Below are 18,209 nucleotides of genomic sequence, written 5' to 3'. Positions count from 1 at the left end.
ATGACAGGAAATGAGACCAGATAGACCGCATCAACAGCAAAATCAGCGAGAAATGACCCTCTCAGGCCGCCACACTGCGCGGCACGCCGCTTTCGTTACCGGCCAACGCAAATATTATCCGGTTCTTCGAGGTGTCCAGCTTTGGCTTAACATGCCGGGGCTTATTCAAAAGCCATCGCAGAAGTTCTTCATAACTCGCTTCTTCGGACTCGACTTGCGAGAAATCAAAATAAATGCGGCCACCGTAGAAGGTAGGAACAAACGCCTTTCCCGCTTCATCTACCTCAGTGACAACAGTAGCGTACTTGTCCTGTTGAGCTTTCGCGTACAGGTCTGGCGTCAGAATTTGTGCTTCCGCTCCAACTCCTCCCGCCCTGCCGTTGGCTTTTTCAGCATAAACCTTGTCGCATATCATCATCACTTTTGAGACAGACTGGTCCGTGACCATCTGCTCCATGAATGCATGAGCGTCGTGACCCGGCTTCAAATTCCATTTGTCTAGAATAACGTCAACGCCGTCCTCCACTAATCGGGAGGCTAACCGCATCACCCAAGCCTCGTGTGCAAGCGAACTCCACGAGTAGGAGATAAACGCTCTGATATGTTCTTGTTCGGCGGAGGTTGTTTCGTTCATACTTGCTCCTAACTTCTTCAAAGCAGGGCGTCTATAGGTCGCCCTTGGCGCTACCAGTTACTTGACGGAGCAATCTTGATGGCAGGATCACGGAAGAAGCCGCAGGGTATGAGTGGCCCCATAAAATTGGGAGGGGGCGGAACCGCTTGGGAAGTGATCCAGTTTCCCGACGAAAAGGCAGCGCGCGAACAGATGATCGCTGACATCTTTGCATCAGCGTTTGAGCAATGGGTCGCGGGTCAAAGCGAACCGTCAATCGCGCCGATACAAAGCGTAGAGCAAAATGCGGAATATGATCTTGATTTCACCATCGGCACGGCCTTGGGTAAAAAGCTACTAGAATTGGCCGAATTTGCCCCGCTGAACACCCACGGGCCAAAGTTTGAAAACGCGCCTCCCTCGCTGCATCCAAGCGAAAAATCTAAACTTGCTTTGGAGTTGGTACACGACAAGTCCGACCACCAAGGAGGCAATGACCGCGTCCTACTTCTGTATGCTACGGAGCATGGCTTTTGGCTCGACCCTATAACTATCGAAATCATGCGCCGCAGACTGGCCGATGCCCCGCCCCGCTTTGATCGCGTTTTCTACCTGAGCATCCATGATCCCAAAACCGGATCATTGAGTGAGATTTATCCGGGCAGCCCGCATCATATGTTCGGAGAGCACAGCGATGATAAGTTGGCTGGAATGAATGTAATCATGCCGCACCCCACCGAGATGGAAGGCCGTCAGGCCTGGGAATGTTCAGGAAGCATCCGCTACGGCAATGGCATGTCGCCCATTCGCATCAAGATCGACATGCCCGCCACATTGAAAATTCGAGGCGCGTGAGCTTCGCTAAAACGGGCGTTGCGTTACAAACTGCCCCCGGATATAGACGTGGCTTCCGGGGCAACCTAGCTGGCCCACGGAGGCGGCTATACAGCGCCGTAGGCATGATGACGATGCCCTTGCAGCTATCCCAACCTGATCGACATAGTAGTCTGATTGTGGACGCGGATAGCCGTGCCTGACGCATCCTTGCGGGCAGGCCGGGAGTGAAGCCTAGTCAGACGTGGGGTAAGACGCTTGGAAACCGTGGCCGCACGGAGGGAGCGCGACTGTGGCCCCGCACGGGGATTTGCCTTGCTGGTATGCGCCCGTCTGCGATGCCGCCCGAACCAGCGAACGGATCATTGAATTAAAGATAATAGTAGGGTGGCAGCATCAACCTTGTATGCGCCCAGTAAGATTGCCGCCCCTGCTATCCAGCGGGTTAGACCGGATTGCAGAGCGATCCAGAACGCCAGCCACGGATGCCCATGCCGCAGGAAGGCGCTAACCTGCCGAGTTACATTTTCATCGGAATTGCGCCGCATATACTCCTCCCAGCAAAACAAACGTCATGCTGGGAAATGGCAGACGCCCTTCGGGCTGTGGGACCACGAATCAGGGTTCCGGTCAAGGGGATAGCGGCGAACACTTGAAGAACAGCCTGCGCAGTACCGCGCGTTTGCGCGTCTTCGTTAGTACATCTTGGCATGGAAGTCCGGCGACCAGTACGTCCACGACCTGAATTTGGTATGCTGTCACGAGACGGCAACTCCGACCAGACGCGAGCCGGTTTCCCCCGTAGGCCCTCGCGTGCGGGTGTCGTTTTCCCTGCGCGTGCGGTTCATTGGCACGCGGACGCGAAGCTGGCCGTGTCGAAAACGGTCGGTTCCGGCACACCCTGTAAGCCCGTGTCGAAAATTAGCTTGACGCACATTTCGGAACGATCATAATAACGGCACACCTTTTCGGAACAGGAGGCCAGAGTGGCACGAGCTTTCGCATACTGCCGGGTAAGCACGGGCGATCAGACGACAGACAATCAGATCAGGGAGGTTGAGGCCGCAGGCTTCGCAGTGGAGCCTAAGCGGATCGTGACGGAAACCGTCTCCGGTTCCCTGCCTGCGATGGAACGCAAGGGCTTTGCGAAGCTGTTGGACCGCATGGAGGCCGGTGACGTGCTGATCGTGACCAAGCTGGACAGGCTGGGCCGCAACGCAATGGACGTGCGGGCCACGGTCGAACGGCTGGCCGGGGAAGGCATCCGTGTCCACTGCCTCGCCCTGGGGGGCGTGGACCTGACAAGCCCGGCAGGGAAGATGACTATGGGCGTCATCGCTGCCGTGGCCGAGTTCGAGCGGGACTTGCTTATTGAGCGGACCCAATCGGGACTGAGCCGGGCAAAGGCTGCCGGGAAGGCGCTGGGGAGGCCGTCAGCACTCACAGAGGAGCACAAGGAGGAGATCGCCCTGAAAAGGCAGGCCGGAGCCTCTGTGCGGGCGCTGGCGAAGGAATACGGGGTCAGCCCATCCGCGATCATGCGGGCCGGGCAAATTCAAATGGAGAATGAATGAATTGAGTGACGTGAAGAAGGGCCGAAAGGTCAAGGTCGATCCGGTGACGGTCGCCAGATGGCGGCAAGCGCGGAAGGCCAGCATTGCAGCGACGGCAAAGCGGTTCGGGATCAGCGCGAAAACCGTGAGCAATTATTGCCGGGACTTCGGGGCGGAAGCCGAGCGGCAGCGGGCGGAATGGCGGACTAAACGGGAGATCGAGGAGGCAGACCTTCTTGACGAGGGAGCGCGGAACTTCGCAACCCTGCTAAGCTGGGCGCGTGAGGCCAGCGAGACATTCGAGCAAGACCCATCGTGGGAAAACTTCTTCCGCTGCATCAGCGCAGCGAACCGGGTCATACCGAAGCAATACCGGAACAAGAAACCCGGCGAGTGGTGAGGTCGAGGGCGGTGGCATGGCTGCCGCCCTTTCTCTTTGATTTTCGGCTCGGTAAAAATGCCTGAAAATGGCTGGTAAATAGCTGAATTATAACGATTTAGTTTTGATACCGTTTGGTGAATAAAAGAAACCCCCTTATTCACGCCCGCACAGGCGTAAAATGTGAGCAGCGTTAAGGTAGGCGAAAGCCGAGGAGACGCCGGGGCAACCCGGTTAGCTGCGACGGCAGGCTCTCAACAGCGATCCCTAATCTCAGGATAACGCGCGTTGATCCAGTCGCCTTCTCTGCCCGTGGATACAGCCCTCTGTATCTATGTAGGACGGAGGAGACGACGGCAGGGTCAACAGCTTAGCCCAATCTAGGATAACACTAGGGAACAGAGTTCCCCGGATTAATCCTGAAACTGGGTCAACCTTTCGACTGAACCAGCATGATCCTGCCAGAGCTATTGGTGGGTGACGCTGGCTCATTCCAAGGGTTGTCATGCCCCTTGTTACTGTCCTTCGATTATCTGCACTCAGCAGCGTAGGGCCTTATCAAATCTAAGCCACAATTGCATCCACCGGCCCGATACAGATGAGGTTCTATGCTGCTGATTGTTGATGATAAGCACAGTATCAATGATCTTCTAAGTATAAGACAGCTTTATTATATTTGCTAATTTAACACAGTTGAATAGAAACAGTCCTGATCTATAGATTTGCTATTTATCCAAGCTGTCCAAATTGGCATTGCCTGCACCGTCTATAACAACGGAGGGCAATGTGACTGAAATAAACAGAACTAGACTGCTCAGGGACATTGAGCGGCATCTGACCACGACTGGCACAGCAGCGACCCGCTTTGGCAGGGACGCAACCAATGATCCCCGGCTAGTCTCCGATCTTCGACAGGGCCGCACTCTGCGACCGACCACGGCAAGCCGCATCCTCGCTCATATGGCTGGGGAGGCCAGAGCGTGACCGCTGCACTTCACGACTTCCACGGCAAGAGCGGCGGACAAGCCCTGATCGGCGTCCTTTCCCAATTCGACAGGCGGACGCTGGCGAGCGCCATAGAGGTCATGATTGCCCTGATCGACGCACAGGACGGCGACCCGGACCTAGAGGATGATGACCCCGACCAAGAGCACGATGGCCGGGAACCTGACGACACTTGGAGGAACAATGGCTGACAAACCCATGACCGTATCCGTCCTGGCTGATCGCTGGGGCGTGAGTACCACGCATGTCTATAACCTGCTGCAATCCGGCGAGTTAGAAGGCTTCAAGCTGGGCAAGAAGCTCTGGCGCATCCAGCCGGAGGCCGTTGCCCGGTATGAACAGCGGCAGGCCGAGCCGGAGGCATCGACCACCGACGACCCGCCCGAACCCGACAGGCCCGATACCCGCACGGTGGGCCGGTCAGTCCGGCGCGGCTTCTAGCCTTGGCCGCATCAGCACTTGGCTCCGGCCCTTAACGATAACCAATCACACGCCTGCGCTATCTCTCTGAAATTCGTGGAAAGATTAGCCCGGCATTTCATTAGGAGTTCTCCGTGGCCGAATACACGGTGACAGACGAAAAGATCAGCAGCCCGCAAGCTGCTGCTCACCTTGGCTATGACCCCCGCGTCATGACCGGCGTTAGAAATACGCTGGAAATTCTTGGCATCCCGCTCCCCGATTGGGTCAAGCGGAAGCCTCCCGGTCGCCCGCCATCCCGCGCCATCTTGCAGGCTTTGGCTGGCGACAATCCCAATCAGGCTCCGGCTCCGCTCACATACCAGCGGCACCAGCCTTCACGCCCACGGGCGTAACAGACAACGACAATCGAAGGACTTACAATGAACAACCTGACTACATCTGCGGGCATCCGCAATGCGCTGGCTGCCAACTCGCTGGCGATCACCAAGGCACGGGAAGACGCCACCCTCTTTGAGCGGCTGAAAGCTGCTGCCCACCTTGCCGACAAGCTGGAGGCCGATGGCAAGGAACTTACTGCCAAGCTGTCGGAGGTTTCCGCTGCCGAGGCCAAGGCCGAGCGGGACGCCTTGTTCGCGCAGTTCGACAGCATGACGATTTCTTATCATTTCCCGGAACGCAGCGGGGGCGGATTGCTCAATGCCCGTTGGGAAATCTGCTGGAAACGGCTGGCATACTCGATGGACTGGCGCAAGAATGTCATGACCGAATACAAGGCCAGCGACTTCACGACGCTGGATCACTCCTACCCTGACGCCTACCGCTATCTTGTCGAAGCGCACCCGGAGAAAATCCCCAACATCATCATGGAGCTTTCGCCCGATAACCCGGCAGAGGCTATGGCGACCTACTGCGCCTCCAAGCGGGCGAACCGGATTATTATGCCGAGCCGGTCGAACGCATGACCTTCCCCCGTTGGCCGCGAACGCTAGACGAGTTGCGGCAGATGAGCAGAAGTTACGGAGAGGCTGCCGTTGCAGAGGCCCGTTGGGGCGCTGTATCCACATGGTTCATCGGCGTTCCCAAGCCGGACGAACTCAGCAACCCACAGGAGCAGGCGTGGGAAGCTGCTGAAATGATGCGGCAGCATCAGCGTTACCATTTGCGCTGGCCCCGCAGTGGCGGGAAGCAATGGCCCGCTCCTGCACTCGACGGCCTTGATCCGGTTTCTCGACAAGAGGCCGAGCGCGTAGCTGCGGAAACGCTGGCAGATTGGGAACGGGCTGGCAGCCCCCGCCTGTCGGCCCACTCCATCAAGGGCGTCTTCCAATGCCTGCTCACGTTCCCCGGCTTTCAGGAGGCTGCGGCGTGAGCTTCAAGACCGACCTGTACGGCGGGCGATCCCTCCGAACGATCCGGGCCAATGCCCCGGCACGGGACAGAGGGCACCCGATGTTTCACCCGACGAAGGACAAGGGGGCTGCCAAACGGCCCCCTTCTTCTTTTCAGCGGACGCCTGCGCCGTGTCGCGGGACTTCCGGCCTGAAACGGAATTGCGGTCGATATGGCTGGCCCGCCGTGATTGACGCCCGTTTGGGCGCAATCCAGCTTTGGCTGCGCGATGACGCGGCCTCGCCCTCGCTGTCCAGTCCCTTGGAAGTCTGCCGGGTATCCGTTGGGCTGGTTCGGGATGCCGACCGCGTTCGCAATGGCTTCCCCAACAGGTCCGGCCTGCCCTTTGCAACGCCCGCACTCAATGGCCTGTCGCCGGAATGTCGATGCGAAGCCCTGCGCGTAGCATCCGAAACATACACCGCTTGGCTGCAAGCCGGGCAGCCGCACCTTACCGCTGATAATCTCAACGTGATGCAGTCCTACATTCTGGATTGCATCCGCTCCGGCGCTGCTAGCCGCAGCACCGCCCACATTTTCAAACAATCGAAGGACAAGAATTGACGCTTACCTCCAAGCAGCGCACGAAGGTCAACGCCGCGCTCGCTATTATCCAGAGCGAAGGCCATAACGCCAATGCCGTAAGCCATGCGGCGCGCTCCTATATGTCGCGGGGCTATGATGCCCGGCGCAGCTACGAAATGGCCCTGAACGAATTTGCCAAGTCCAGCCCGGAAGTTGGCCCGCTGCTAGCGCAGGCAACGCGGCTGATCGAGGCCAGCGACGATGCGACCGTGGGCATGTATGCCAGTGCCGTTGACCACTACAACCAGACTGGCGACCTGAGCAGGGTCAATGCACTCTCCCCGATGATCGCGCAGGACAGTATCGCCATGGCTGTCAAAGACGGCCACCTGTCGCCGGAAGATGCGGGCCGTCCCGAGGCGTTGGAAATCGCTATGGGTTACGCCCCCAGCGAGGAATTTGCCGCCGCCCATACGGCAAACCCGGCTCCGGCCTCACAGGTCGCGCCAGCCGCGCCAGAGACTCTCCCTGCCCCGGCTCGTTCCTCGTCTTTCGCGTTCTCGTCTGGCGGACTGGTCAACGGCGCACAGGCGGGCGTGACGGAACGGGTAACCGGCGTCCGCGCCCCTATGACGGCTGAAAAGGAAAAGGCGTGGGCAGGGACGCCCACAGGCTCCGCAGGCGTCCGCACCGCAGGCGGCGGGTATCGTGCGCCGATGACCGGGGAACGTGCCGCACGATGGGCCGGGAACGCGACCGGCATGTCCCTGTCCGCCATCCGGGCAGGCGAAGGCACGGAGGCTGCGGCCTAATGGAAGACCTGCACATTCAGGATTTGAGCGCCAATCTGTCCATCTTGCTCAATGCCCATAGGGCGATTTCCGGCAAGCCGACCGATCAGCAGACTTCCGAAATTTCCCGGCTGTCCGGCGTGGCATGCGCTTCGATCATCCGGGCTATGGCAGCCGCGTGCAAGGCTCAGAAAGAGGCCACGCACTAAGTGGGATCAATCTTCACCGCCAAGGCCCAGTACATCACCGACAAGGCGAAGGTTAAGGCTGCCCGCATCACGCAGGCATCCGGCAATGAGTTGCGGGGAGCACAAACCTCCCTGCAACGCTTTTCCGCCGCGCTTGGCAATCGGAAGATACTGGACGCCGCTGGCAAGAACATCAACAACATCACCGAGAACGTCGGGCGCAACCTCGACGCCGCCACTATGGGCGACTTCTCGACGCAGATTAAGTCTGCGGAGGAGCTTGGCTCCTTGGCGGCAACGGCTGCTGCGGCAGGCGTCGGCGGCTCGTCCATCGACGTGTACAATGAAACTGTCCGCCTGAACTACGAGATGCAGGATGAGGCCGGGGATCGCGCTGTGCGCTCCGATCTTATCTCCGCGTCCAACTCCCGAGGCGACACGCTGGAGGAGGCAGTTAGCTCTATGGACCGGAACGTCTATAGCGCCGACTTGGACTTCACGCAGTATGTCGATCCCAAGAAGCCGAGCACGCTGGCAAGCGTCGTCTCGCTGGGCTTGGCCGCAGGCGCAACCGCCGTGGCGGGGCCGCAGGCCGGTATGGCGATCTTGGGCATCCGAGAGGGCCAGCTTGCTGCTGACCGGGGCGACTTCGCGTCGGCCTCGCAGGCGTTCTCCGGCGCGGTCCAGAACGGCGTTGCTGCGGGTAAAACCTTTGTCCGCACCAATGGCGAATACTGGGACAGCACCGATGCCAAACGCCAGCAGGGCGGCAGCACGTTCACCTTCAAGCCGGTGACGCTGCCCGACCTTCCATCAATAGCAATCAAATAAGGAATATATGGCAACCGGATACGAGAACCGACAGCCGACCCGCAATAGCTTTGCCTTTAACCCAGCCGCCCCGGTCCAAAGCCGAGAGCGCGTGGGCGGCTCTTTCCGGGGCGCTCAGCTTGTAGGTGGGCGCAGCACGGGCGGCACCGGGGGAGCGGACCAATTCACCCCGGCGCAGCCGATGGCTTCCGGCTTGGGGCAGTTCTTCGAACAGCTTATGGCTCCGCACGTTCAGCGACGGCAGGATGAGGTATTTTGGGATGGCTTCACGGCCCAATCTCAGCGCAAAGCTGGCGAGGAGATAAAGTCCCGTGGCGGGATCATCTCCGAGATTTTCGGCCCGACCGGCTACGAGGAAGGCGCGGTGTTCTACCGGGCCAATACCAACGTGGAGAATTGGGCGAACAAGAAGCTGGCCGAGGTTGACGACCTCAAAAGGCTGTCACCCGAAGACCTGTCCAAGACGATCTACGCTGACTATCAGGGCCTCCTGACCGATGACCCGCTGGTCAACCAGACCATTCAAGCGGGCATGTTCAAGGCGGCGCAGCCGGTGCTGGACGCCGTTTATAAAGCGCAGCAGCAATGGAAGCAGCAGGAAGGCAAGACTCAGCAGGCTTCCTTTATCATGGCGCGGGCTGAGCGGCAGCAAGCGTATTTGTCGGACGAACGAAACATCCCCGATCAGGCAACCATCGACCAAATGACTGCGGATTTTCTGGACGCCACCCGCAAGCCCTACGGCATGACCGACGAGTCATGGCACGATAACATTGTAACGGTGACGCGGCGCATGGCGCAGATGGGTTACGGCTATGGTGTTCAGGCGTTTATGAAGGCTGGGCTGTTGGACACACTGCCGCCAGAGGATCAGCTAAAGCTGGAAGATGGCCTGCTTCGGTATGCTGGCCGGGCGACGGCCAAGGCGCTGGGCCAACCCGCTATCATGGAAGACCTTGGGAAATTGAAAGCGGAGGAGGCGCTTGTCCGCATTGGCAGGCCGGTGCCCGGAGGAGCAGCAGGGCACATGCAGCGGCTACAGGCGTTGAATGACCGAATTAAGCGCGTCACCGGCTTCGACCATGACCTGTTCGACGCCAAGGAGATCGTCCAAGGCGGCATGAGCGTGGTGGAGGGCATCGCCTCCTTTGAGGAGAAGCGACGGGCGCGCCTCGAAGCCCTTGACGACATGGAGACGCGGCACCGCTGGGATACTGAAAAAGACGAACAGGAGGAGGCCGAAGCCGCCACCGCCGCGCACGCGGCCTGGGCGACCGGCGACGTGAAAGAGGCCCTGCTGACAGGCAAGGTCAAAGAGTCGGATTTCGAGATCATCGCCAATAACGCCTTGGCGCAAGGCCAATATGACGGGCTTGCTCGTGCGTTCGGCAAGGGCTGGCTGTCCGGCGTTGTCCGCAGCAAGACGCAGGCTGCCGCCCGAAATTCCATCGGCAAGCAGTACACGGACGGCACGAAGCGGGCCTACGAACAGTGGCAGGCCATGCGAAAGATCAACCCTGCAATGACGCAGGCTTACTACGGTCCCACTTTGATGGCTCAGATGGAGAACTTTCATCGGCAGGTCGGCACCATTGGCCCTAACATGGCCTTTCAGCAGGCGTTCAATAATCCGTTTCAGTACAGCACCGCGTCTTGGCCGGTCGCCAAGCAGCGGGAAGCCAAGGCCGCAATCAAGAAGATTGTGGATAGCCGGGGCGAGCGCGGGTGGTTCGGGCGCGGCCTAAACGAGTCCGCAAGGGAGGCGCTGACCGAGACAATCTGGCGGGAAAGTGCGGTCATCGCCCAAAATTCGGACAGGCTACCGGACGACATCGCTATTGATACCGGAAAGGCAGTCCTACAGGACGGGCGCTTTGAGGGTTACGGTAGGTTGGGCTGGCGAAATCCGGAGGGAATGTCGACAATCGGAAGCCTGATCGGTCTGCAAGGCAACCCGGAAATGGCCGATAGTGTCGTGGCCGATATGATTGACCGCCGCCTCAAGGCCGCTGGCTTCGCTGATGGTGCCGGAGCAGAGCGGTATAACATCATGCGGTTGAATGATGAGCACGACCACCCGGCGCTTTATGTCCGGGCGGGTGCAGGAGACGAGGCCCGAACGGTCATTATCGGCCTGGCTGATTTCCAGAAAGCTGCGACCGATGCCGTTGCCGCAGGGATCGCCCGATATAGCAAGCCCCGTGCCCCCAACGCGACCATGCAGAAGGTGATTGCTCAGAATCGGGCGAACGTCGCGGCGCGTGATGCAAGGCCGGGTAGAGAGATTGACCTGCTGGACCCGGTTGTCACCGCTGGCAAGGCGGTCGCTCATGGCGTTACCTCCGTGGCGGAAAGCATCACGAGCAGGGTGGAAGCGAGCGCGGCTAAGCGTGCCGCCCGAAAGCGGCGGCGCACGCGGTAGCTTCCTGCTGCCCCCTATGGTTTCATCGCTGTAGGGGCAGCGTCAAAAGCAGAGCGGCCTTGTGCTGCCTGTATGCGATCTATGCGGCGCTGGATTGCTTCCTGAGAGGAAGATGCTTCAACCATTAGCTGCAACTCTTTCAAGCGGTCCAGAGCCGTGTCGTACTGCCCTTTCCGCTCGGCCTCGTTCGCCAGCAACAGAAGCTCGTCAGTCGAATAGCGTGAGTTGGGGGTGCTGGCCCCCAGTCCGATAGCAAAGCCCGAAAGCAAAAAGAGGCCCCCGGCGCACCCGGCGATAACTAAAGCTACTTCACGCCGCTTCTCGTCTGCCACGAGCACGGCAATGATACCAAACAGGGCGGCACCAGCCGCCAAACCGTATAGCAAGGCAAAACGCCGATCGATGTTCCCGGTTATCTCGTATTTGGCTCCCAAGGCCGCGCTTGCCGCGATGCCTACAAAGACGCCCAGAGAAAGCAGGACTATTGCCTGCCTTATCTCTCGATGCGCGGGGAACGCGTCCGCAAGTTGAAGTACAATGCCGACAACGGCGATCACAAAGCCGACTACGGTGAGGTCCATATCGTGTCATAGCCCTACGTTCCTGCCAGCAGCAACAGCTTGATTTCTGAGCTACAGGTCCAGCCCTGCGATACGATATAGCCGTATCCCCTCGACCAACTGATGAAGACTGTAGCCGCCCCGGTAATCGTCAGCCACGTCGCCGGGGCTATGGCCCATAATCTGCCGCTGCACACCCTCAATCATCCCTACATGGGAAGCGTGATGTTTGAAGGTATGGCGGAAGGAATGGAAAACCATTCGCTTGTCGGTGACGCCGCAGACGTTCCGCAGGTAGATGCTGAACCACTCGCCCCACTTCGCCGTCAGCCGACCGTATGCGCCCGCTTTTAAATCAGGGAATAAGCGGCCCCCCGTGGGCAGTCCTTCAACGTATTTGAGCAGACCAAGCCGCTCTAGCTCTGGATGAAGCGGAACAGTGCGCTTGCTCGCATCGTTTTTAAGTTTCTGATCTTCGCCCAAATCGGTGACATTCAGGAACCAGCCCTGCACCATCGCGCCGTCTGCGTCGGGGTATTCCTCCTGCACCACATCGCCAACGCGCATCTGGCCGATTTCTTCCATGCGCGCGCCGCTAAACAGCGCGATGAGCGGTATCCAATACGACGCTTCTTTCCGGCCTCTAACCGGGCGCTCGCCCTCCTTGAACACAGGGCTGCCGAAAATTCGCCGCAGCGCAGGCAGATCGAAATGAACGCGGGCCTTCTTGCCGGACGTTTTCACCTTCACATTGTCCGCAGCGTTCGTAGCGGCATAATCGTTCTGGACGGCCCAGCTTAGCAACGTGCGAAGGCGGGACAGCTTGACGTTGATGTTCTCCGGCGACTGCCCCTCCCCCACCAGCGCGTCTTTGAAGGCGAGCACGTCTTTGCGGGAAATCTGCTCCACCGAACGCTTGCCCGCTCGCTCATAGAACCAACGGGCGACGGCGACATGGGCGTCTTTGGTTTTCTCCGTCACGCCGCGCTCTGCCGCCCACAGGTCCGCAATGGTCGTATCCAGCATGACGCCGCTGCCGGGCTGCGCCGGGCTGGCGACCGTCACCGCTTTTGGCGGCTCCTGCAACATTCGGGGGCCGTTAACCTTGGCCGCGTCAATCTTCCGCTTGTACGCCTCCATGCGGTCATTTGCGACGGCAAGGTCAAAATCCCGCTCATTCAGCAGGTCTTTGATCGCGGCTTCCCACGGCTCCAATTCGGCAGTGGTCAGCCGCATCCGTTCGCTGAACAGTTTACGCAGATGCGCCCGCGCCTCCTGTCGGGCGTCCTGCTCCTCCGCCTCCCGTTGAAAGAACTTGTCCGCCTCATCCTCATGATCCTCCCTCGCCCGCTCCATTGCGGCAAATCGCGCAGGAGGCCGCTGGGGAGTCGCTGGGGCACGGCCTGCCGCTTTGGCTAGGGTCGCCTTCGCCGCGTCCATTTCGTCGTCTGTGGCCCGGATATGGTCAAGCAGGAGGCGCTTCGCTTCCGCCCTGTCCTTCGTATTGAGGGAGAACTTCCATTCCGACCGGGGCTTGCCGGTTTTCGTGCGGATCACCGCCCGCAATTCTGCGGGCACCATGCGCCTGAAATAATAGGTGCTGCCGACCTGTTCGAGATACGTACACATTGCTACGCCGCCCCTGTTACAAACGTAACAGGCAACTGTAAAAACCCGTTGTTTTCCAATGGTTTTACCTTCGGGCAACCCTTTTAGGAGGGTTGGTGGAGCCGAGGGGGATCGAACCCCTGACCTCTACAATGCCATTGTAGCGCTCTCCCAGCTGAGCTACGGCCCCGAAATCGTCTCGCCGGTCTGGTGCCCGGCGGTGAGGGGCATGCCTTTAGGTCAGCATGCGCCCCCTTTGCAAGTGGCTATTACATCAAAAGCGAAGAAAATTAATTATCCTCGTCGCCATCGTCCTCGGCCGCCACGCCCAGGTCGTCGTCGCCGCCGAGGTCAACGTCATTGTCAGGCGAATCGGCGTCGTCATCGACGTCGATGTCGAGATCATCGTCACCGACCAGATCGGCGTCGACGCCCTCGATCTCCAGCGCCTTCTTGGGCGCTTCCTCATAGGGCAGGGGCTGCTTGGATTTGAGCACGGGCTCTGGCATCCACGCATTTCCGCACTCGATGCAGGTCACTGGGTCGTCAGCGCCCAGGTCATAGAAACGCGTCGCGCATTTCGGGCAGGTCCGTTTCGTGCCCCATTCAGGCTTCACCATGTGCCGCCTCTGTCCTTTTTCACCAAAGCCAAGAAAGCGCGTCACAACCCATGTCATGCCGCGAAGTGACGCGCGCCTTGCCATAGCAGGGCGGCGCTGTCAAAAGCCGGATCGCATTTTTCATCCCCGCGCGCCGCGAGCGCCTGAACAGAAGTCTGTTGCCCTTGTCCATGGAACCCTCCGCCCAGCCCAGAAGCTTCACCAAGGCTCCGCCGCTTTCCGGCACCATTTCCGTGCCGGGGGACAAGAGCATTTCGCACCGTTCGCTGATGCTTTCCGCCCTTGCCGTCGGCGAAAGCCGGGTCGAAGGTCTGCTGGAGGGGGAGGATGTGCTGGCGACCGCCGCCGCCATGCGGGCCATGGGTGCGGACATCCTACGTGGCGGCGATGGCGCGTGGCGGATCCACGGCGTGGGCGTCGGCGGCCTGCTGCAGCCTGGCCAGGCGCTCGACATGGGGAATAGCGGCACCTCGACTCGCCTGCTGATGGGCCTGCTCGCGAGTCATGCGCTGACAGCGACCTTCATTGGCGATGCGTCTTTGAGCAAGCGGCCGATGGGGCGGGTCATCGAGCCTCTCTCCGCCATGGGCGCGGAATTCACGGCGAGTCCGGGCGGGCGCCTGCCGCTCACCATGCGCGGCCTCTGCCCGGCGGTGCCGATCGAATATCGCCTTCCCGTCGCTTCGGCGCAGGTGAAGTCGGCCATTCTTCTTGCCGGGCTCAACACGCCGGGCATCACGCGGGTTATCGAGCCGGTGCCGACGCGGGATCATAGCGAACGGATGCTTTCGGGCTTCGGTGCCCGGCTCGACATCGATATTGCCTCCGACGGCGTCCGCACCATCTCGCTTGAGGGCGAGGCGGAACTGAAGCCGCAGCATATCGTGGTTCCCGGCGATCCCTCGTCGGCGGCCTTTCCGATGGTCGCGGCGCTGCTCGTCCCCGGATCAAGGATCGTCATCGAGAATGTCGGGCTCAACGATACGCGCGCTGGCCTCATTGAGTTGCTGCGCGAGATGGGCGGCGGCATAGAGATCGTCAATGCGCGGGAGGCTGGCGGGGAGCCGGTCGGCGATCTCGTCGTGACGGCGTCCGCCCTGAAAGCGGTAGAGCCTGATCCGGCGCGAGTGCCCAGCATGGTTGACGAATTCCCGATCGCCTTCATCGCCGCCGCCATGGCGAAGGGACGGAGCATTTTCCGGGGCCTGGAGGAGCTGCGCGTCAAGGAATCCGACCGTATTACCGCCATGGCCGAAGGGCTGCGCCTGATCGGTGTGGAAGTCGAGGAACTCGAGGACGGCCTCGTGATCGAGGGCCGCGACGGCGATCCATTTCCGGGGCGCGGTGGGCCGATCTCCACAAAGCTCGACCACCGGATTGCCATGAGCTTTGCCGTCGCGGGTCTTGTGTCCAGCGGGGGTGTCATGGTGGATGATATGCGGCCGGTGGCGACAAGCTTCCCCGGCTTTGTCACGCTGCTGGAGACGCTGGGGCCCCTGCAGTGAATCCCGTCCTTGCCGATGTCATCGGCCTTGCCGGCAGCGCGAGCATCGTCGGGGCCTATCTCTATAATAATGTGGCGGCCCGCGTGGATGCGCTGCTGTACAATATGGTCAATCTGGTGGGCGCCGTCCTGCTCTGCATTTCGCTCAGCGTTCATTTCAACCTGGCGTCCTTGTTGCTCGAGTTCGTGTGGATGGGCGTTGCGGTCTTTGGCATTGCCAAGGCTGTCCGCATGCGGAGCGGCGCATGATCATCGCTGTCGACGGACCCGCCGCATCGGGGAAAGGCACCATCGCTCGCGCACTTGCCGAACATTACCGGCTGCCGCATCTGGACACCGGCCTTCTTTATCGCGCGGTCGGCCTTTCCGTGGCGCGGGCAGGGGGCGATCCAGATAGTCAGGCGGAGGCTCTGACCGGCTGCCATTTCGACGAGTCGATCTTTTCCGATCCCGAATTGCGCAGCGAGGCGACGGGAGCGCTTGCCTCTCGCGTCTCCATCCACCCCGCGGTGCGGGAGGCGCTGGTGAAGCGGCAGCGGGATTTCGCCGATCAGCCAGCGGGCGCTGTGCTGGACGGGCGCGACATCGGCACCGTCATTGCACCCCATGCTCCGGTCAAGCTCTACGTCACCGCCAGCGCGGAAAAGCGGGCCGAGCGGCGGATGCTCGAACTGCAGCAGCGGGGGTTGAATCCGGACTTCGACGCGCTGGTGGCGGACATCCGCGCCCGCGACGATCGCGACATGAATCGGCCCATCGCTCCGCTCAGGCAGGCCGAAGGCGCGGCCTTGCTAGATACGAGCGATCTTAGTATAGAGGCGGCCGTCCGGCAGGCGATCGCGCTTGTGGACGCACAGCTCGAAGGTCAGCGGCAAGGCTGACCGGCAGGAGGCGCTAGACAGGCCGGGGGACCTGGCCTTTGTCTATGCGCCCTTTTCGCTTATCCGGCCTGGGGCGTCCTTCATTACGCTTTTCTGCGGGATGCGGCGTGCGCATGGGGCGGGCGCTGCGGTTTGGCCAAAGACCGCCGGAGACAACCGGCTGGCCAGCAACATGAAGTAAGGACGAAAGACTCTATGGCCTCTACGGCATTCCCTTCGCGCGATGATTTCGCGGCAATGTTGAACGAATCACTTGGTGGTGAAGATGGCGGCTTTGAAGGCCGCGTGGTCAAAGGCACCGTTACCGGCATCGAAAATGACATGGCGGTCATCGATGTGGGTCTGAAAAGCGAAGGGCGCGTGGCGCTCCGCGAATTCGCTGCGCCGGGCCAGAAGGCCACTCTTAAGATCGGCGATGAGGTCGAGGTCTATGTCGACCGTGTCGAGAACGCCAATGGCGAAGCCATGCTGTCCCGCGACCGCGCTCGCCGCGAAGCCGCTTGGGACAAGCTGGAATCCGAATTCTCCGAAAATGCCCGCGTCGAAGGCGTCATCTTCGGCCGCGTCAAGGGCGGCTTCACCGTCGACCTCGACGGCGCCGTGGCCTTCCTGCCCGGTAGCCAGGTGGACATCCGTCCGGTGCGCGATGTCACCCCGCTGATGGACATTCCGCAGCCCTTCCAGATCCTGAAGATGGACCGCCGCCGCGGCAATATCGTCGTGTCGCGCCGCGCCATTCTGGAAGAAACCCGCGCCGAACAGCGCAGCGGCCTTATCCAGACGCTGCATGAAGGCCAGGTTATCGAGGGCGTGGTCAAGAACATCACCGACTATGGTGCGTTCGTTGACCTTGGCGGCATTGACGGCCTGCTGCACGTCACCGATCTCAGCTACAAGCGCGTCAATCATCCCAATGAGATGATCAACATCGGCGACACCGTCCGCGTCCAGATTATCCGCATCAACCGCGACACGCAGCGCATCTCGCTCGGCATGAAGCAGCTCGAAAGCGATCCATGGGAAGGCGCGAGCGCCAAATATCCGATCGGCGCCAAGCTGTCGGGCCGCGTCACCAATATCACCGAATATGGTGCTTTCGTGGAATTGGAGCCGGGCATCGAGGGCCTTGTCCACGTTTCCGAAATGAGCTGGACCAAGAAGAATGTCCATCCGGGCAAGATCGTTTCCACCAGCCAGGAAGTCGATGTCATTGTCCTCGAAGTGGATCAGGACAAGCGCCGCATTTCGCTGGGCCTGAAGCAGGCTCAGTCCAATCCGTGGGACAGCTTTGCCGAGCGTCATCCGATCGGTTCGGTTGTCGAGGGCGAAGTCAAGAACGCCACCGAGTTCGGCCTGTTCATCGGCCTCGACGGCGATGTGGACGGCATGGTCCACATGTCCGACATTGCCTGGGGCATTTCGGGCGAGGACGCGCTCAACCTGCACCGCAAGGGCGAGATGGTTCAGGCTGTCGTTCTCGACATCGACGTCGAAAAGGAGCGCATCTCCCTTGGCATGAAGCAGCTTGAAAAGGGTGCGCCGGGCGCAGCCGCAGCTTCCAGCGGCCTCAACAAGGGCGCCACCGTCACTGTCACCGTGCTTGAAGTCCGCGATGGCGGCCTTGAGGTGCAGGCGGGCGAAGATGGCGCGACCGGCTTCATCAAGCGCAGCGATCTTGGCCGCGACCGTGACGAGCAGCGTCCGGACCGCTTCCAGGTGGGTCAGAAGGTCGATGCGATGGTCATTGGCTTTGACCGCAGCAAGAAGCCCAACTTCTCGATCAAGGCGCTTCAGATCGCCGAAGAGAAGCAGGCGGTCGCGCAATATGGCTCTTCAGACTCGGGCGCGTCGCTGGGCGACATCCTGGGTGAAGCGCTCAAGCAGAAAGCCGAATAAAAACAACGCTATATATCCATAGGCGTAGAGCCCGTCAGACTTTCGGTCTGGCGGGCTCTTTTCATGTCCCCGGAAACGCCAAATTCTGTAAAATCGTGTAAAATCCCGCGCAAAAGCATGGCTGTGGCGCAGGTTCGGGCCATTCAATATTTCCTTGCAATCAAATATTTAGTAAGGTGCGCAGGGC

At 60.3% G+C, this 18,209-nt stretch carries 22 protein-coding genes and 1 tRNA gene; 18 read left to right on the top strand and 5 right to left on the bottom strand.

The window, feature by feature from the left end; translation table 11 throughout:
• Positions 1-61: 61 nt before the first annotated feature.
• The gene (locus tag VJS46_RS06770; RefSeq protein ID WP_324058860.1) at positions 62-634 is read right to left on the bottom strand and encodes a toll/interleukin-1 receptor domain-containing protein; all 573 of its coding nucleotides are present in this window, start codon (positions 632-634) and stop codon (positions 62-64) included.
• Between the two features lie 78 nt (positions 635-712).
• Between VJS46_RS06770 and VJS46_RS06765 the strand changes: the two genes are divergently transcribed.
• The 13 genes from VJS46_RS06765 to VJS46_RS06705 all read left to right on the top strand — a co-directional run bounded on the left by VJS46_RS06765 (position 713) and on the right by VJS46_RS06705 (position 10,953).
• Positions 713-1,468, top strand: coding sequence for a hypothetical protein (locus tag VJS46_RS06765; RefSeq protein WP_324058859.1), 756 nt, complete (start codon positions 713-715; stop codon positions 1,466-1,468).
• Between the two features lie 965 nt (positions 1,469-2,433).
• Positions 2,434-3,021, top strand: coding sequence for a recombinase family protein (locus tag VJS46_RS06760; RefSeq protein WP_324058857.1), 588 nt, complete (start codon positions 2,434-2,436; stop codon positions 3,019-3,021).
• Entirely contained in the window at positions 3,014-3,400 is a 387-nt protein-coding gene (locus VJS46_RS06755; protein ID WP_324058855.1) for a hypothetical protein, read from the top strand. Before VJS46_RS06760 ends, VJS46_RS06755 begins: the two co-directional genes overlap by 8 nt.
• Positions 3,401-4,359: 959 nt before the next feature.
• The gene (locus VJS46_RS06750; protein WP_324058853.1) at positions 4,360-4,575 is read left to right on the top strand and encodes a hypothetical protein; all 216 of its coding nucleotides are present in this window, start codon (positions 4,360-4,362) and stop codon (positions 4,573-4,575) included.
• Entirely contained in the window at positions 4,568-4,825 is a 258-nt protein-coding gene (locus VJS46_RS06745) for a helix-turn-helix domain-containing protein (RefSeq protein ID WP_324058851.1), read from the top strand. Before VJS46_RS06750 ends, VJS46_RS06745 begins: the two co-directional genes overlap by 8 nt.
• A 113-nt stretch (positions 4,826-4,938) precedes the next feature.
• Positions 4,939-5,199 carry a hypothetical protein gene (locus tag VJS46_RS06740; protein ID WP_324058849.1) on the top strand — a complete coding sequence of 87 codons (261 nt, stop codon included), beginning with the start codon at positions 4,939-4,941 and terminating at the stop codon, positions 5,197-5,199.
• 27 nt (positions 5,200-5,226) lie between these two features.
• Complete coding sequence (locus VJS46_RS06735) at positions 5,227-5,769, top strand: hypothetical protein (RefSeq protein WP_324058847.1); 543 nt, start codon at positions 5,227-5,229, stop codon at positions 5,767-5,769.
• Between the two features lie 41 nt (positions 5,770-5,810).
• On the top strand, positions 5,811-6,176 hold the full coding sequence (locus VJS46_RS06730) for a hypothetical protein (RefSeq protein WP_324058845.1): 366 nt from the start codon (positions 5,811-5,813) through the stop codon (positions 6,174-6,176).
• Positions 6,177-6,382: 206 nt separating this feature from the next.
• The gene (locus tag VJS46_RS06725) at positions 6,383-6,760 is read left to right on the top strand and encodes a hypothetical protein (protein WP_324058843.1); all 378 of its coding nucleotides are present in this window, start codon (positions 6,383-6,385) and stop codon (positions 6,758-6,760) included.
• Positions 6,757-7,533, top strand: coding sequence for a hypothetical protein (locus VJS46_RS06720; RefSeq protein ID WP_324058841.1), 777 nt, complete (start codon positions 6,757-6,759; stop codon positions 7,531-7,533). The genes VJS46_RS06725 and VJS46_RS06720 overlap by 4 nt, the downstream gene beginning before the upstream one ends.
• A complete protein-coding gene (locus VJS46_RS06715) occupies positions 7,533-7,721 on the top strand; it encodes a hypothetical protein (RefSeq protein ID WP_324058838.1) in 189 nt (62 codons plus the stop codon). Before VJS46_RS06720 ends, VJS46_RS06715 begins: the two co-directional genes overlap by 1 nt.
• On the top strand, positions 7,722-8,531 hold the full coding sequence (locus tag VJS46_RS06710) for a virion core protein, T7 gp14 family (protein ID WP_324058836.1): 810 nt from the start codon (positions 7,722-7,724) through the stop codon (positions 8,529-8,531).
• A gap of 91 nt (positions 8,532-8,622) precedes the next feature.
• Positions 8,623-10,953: a hypothetical protein gene (locus tag VJS46_RS06705; protein ID WP_324058834.1), complete on the top strand. Its 2,331-nt coding sequence runs from the start codon at positions 8,623-8,625 to the stop codon at positions 10,951-10,953.
• A 14-nt stretch (positions 10,954-10,967) separates the two neighbouring features.
• Here VJS46_RS06705 and VJS46_RS06700 read toward each other — a convergent pair whose 3' ends face one another.
• From VJS46_RS06700 to VJS46_RS06685, 4 genes are all read right to left on the bottom strand, one after another.
• Positions 10,968-11,534: a hypothetical protein gene (locus VJS46_RS06700; protein ID WP_324058832.1), complete on the bottom strand. Its 567-nt coding sequence runs from the start codon at positions 11,532-11,534 to the stop codon at positions 10,968-10,970.
• 51 nt (positions 11,535-11,585) lie between these two features.
• A complete protein-coding gene (locus tag VJS46_RS06695) occupies positions 11,586-13,142 on the bottom strand; it encodes a site-specific integrase (protein ID WP_324058830.1) in 1,557 nt (518 codons plus the stop codon).
• Positions 13,143-13,235: 93 nt separating this feature from the next.
• Positions 13,236-13,311 (bottom strand) — tRNA-Ala (locus VJS46_RS06690).
• Positions 13,312-13,411: 100 nt separating this feature from the next.
• Positions 13,412-13,741, bottom strand: coding sequence for a TIGR02300 family protein (locus tag VJS46_RS06685; RefSeq protein WP_324058866.1), 330 nt, complete (start codon positions 13,739-13,741; stop codon positions 13,412-13,414).
• Between the two features lie 170 nt (positions 13,742-13,911).
• Between VJS46_RS06685 and aroA the strand changes: the two genes are divergently transcribed.
• Genes aroA through rpsA form a run of 5 tightly spaced genes read left to right on the top strand, consistent with a single transcriptional unit; the run spans position 13,912 to position 18,022 of the window.
• Positions 13,912-15,246, top strand: a complete 1,335-nt coding sequence (aroA, locus tag VJS46_RS06680; protein WP_324058828.1) for a 3-phosphoshikimate 1-carboxyvinyltransferase — start codon at positions 13,912-13,914, stop codon at positions 15,244-15,246.
• Positions 15,243-15,494 (top strand): CBU_0592 family membrane protein, encoded by a 252-nt coding sequence (locus VJS46_RS06675; protein ID WP_324058826.1) that lies wholly within the window; start codon positions 15,243-15,245, stop codon positions 15,492-15,494. Before aroA ends, VJS46_RS06675 begins: the two co-directional genes overlap by 4 nt.
• Positions 15,491-16,126: a (d)CMP kinase gene (gene cmk, locus VJS46_RS06670; RefSeq protein WP_324058824.1), complete on the top strand. Its 636-nt coding sequence runs from the start codon at positions 15,491-15,493 to the stop codon at positions 16,124-16,126. The genes VJS46_RS06675 and cmk overlap by 4 nt, the downstream gene beginning before the upstream one ends.
• On the top strand, positions 16,089-16,307 hold the full coding sequence (locus VJS46_RS06665) for a hypothetical protein (RefSeq protein WP_324058822.1): 219 nt from the start codon (positions 16,089-16,091) through the stop codon (positions 16,305-16,307). The genes cmk and VJS46_RS06665 overlap by 38 nt, the downstream gene beginning before the upstream one ends.
• A 14-nt stretch (positions 16,308-16,321) precedes the next feature.
• Positions 16,322-18,022: a 30S ribosomal protein S1 gene (rpsA, locus tag VJS46_RS06660; protein ID WP_324058820.1), complete on the top strand. Its 1,701-nt coding sequence runs from the start codon at positions 16,322-16,324 to the stop codon at positions 18,020-18,022.
• Positions 18,023-18,209: the final 187 nt, after the last annotated feature.

The organism is Rhizorhapis sp. (assembly GCF_035276005.1).
Classification (GTDB): domain Bacteria; phylum Pseudomonadota; class Alphaproteobacteria; order Sphingomonadales; family Sphingomonadaceae; genus Rhizorhapis.
Note: the sequence above shows the minus strand (reverse complement) of the source record. Positions and strands in the feature narration are given on the sequence as shown.

What these genes read in the sequence shown, in the direction of transcription:
- VJS46_RS06745 (WP_324058851.1), top strand. Translation starts at nt 4,568, where the DNA reads ATGGCTGACAAACCCATGACCGTATCCGTCCTGGCTGATCGCTGGGGC.
- VJS46_RS06735 (WP_324058847.1), top strand. Translation starts at nt 5,227, where the DNA reads ATGAACAACCTGACTACATCTGCGGGCATCCGCAATGCGCTGGCTGCC.
- aroA (WP_324058828.1), top strand. Translation starts at nt 13,912, where the DNA reads ATGGAACCCTCCGCCCAGCCCAGAAGCTTCACCAAGGCTCCGCCGCTT.
- rpsA (WP_324058820.1), top strand. Translation starts at nt 16,322, where the DNA reads ATGGCCTCTACGGCATTCCCTTCGCGCGATGATTTCGCGGCAATGTTG.
- VJS46_RS06730 (WP_324058845.1), top strand. Translation starts at nt 5,811, where the DNA reads ATGAGCAGAAGTTACGGAGAGGCTGCCGTTGCAGAGGCCCGTTGGGGC.
- cmk (WP_324058824.1), top strand. Translation starts at nt 15,491, where the DNA reads ATGATCATCGCTGTCGACGGACCCGCCGCATCGGGGAAAGGCACCATC.
- VJS46_RS06715 (WP_324058838.1), top strand. Translation starts at nt 7,533, where the DNA reads ATGGAAGACCTGCACATTCAGGATTTGAGCGCCAATCTGTCCATCTTG.
- VJS46_RS06755 (WP_324058855.1), top strand. Translation starts at nt 3,014, where the DNA reads ATGAATGAATTGAGTGACGTGAAGAAGGGCCGAAAGGTCAAGGTCGAT.
- VJS46_RS06770 (WP_324058860.1), bottom strand. Translation starts at nt 634, where the DNA reads ATGAACGAAACAACCTCCGCCGAACAAGAACATATCAGAGCGTTTATC.
- VJS46_RS06765 (WP_324058859.1), top strand. Translation starts at nt 713, where the DNA reads ATGGCAGGATCACGGAAGAAGCCGCAGGGTATGAGTGGCCCCATAAAA.
- VJS46_RS06695 (WP_324058830.1), bottom strand. Translation starts at nt 13,142, where the DNA reads ATGTGTACGTATCTCGAACAGGTCGGCAGCACCTATTATTTCAGGCGC.
- VJS46_RS06700 (WP_324058832.1), bottom strand. Translation starts at nt 11,534, where the DNA reads ATGGACCTCACCGTAGTCGGCTTTGTGATCGCCGTTGTCGGCATTGTA.
- VJS46_RS06685 (WP_324058866.1), bottom strand. Translation starts at nt 13,741, where the DNA reads ATGGTGAAGCCTGAATGGGGCACGAAACGGACCTGCCCGAAATGCGCG.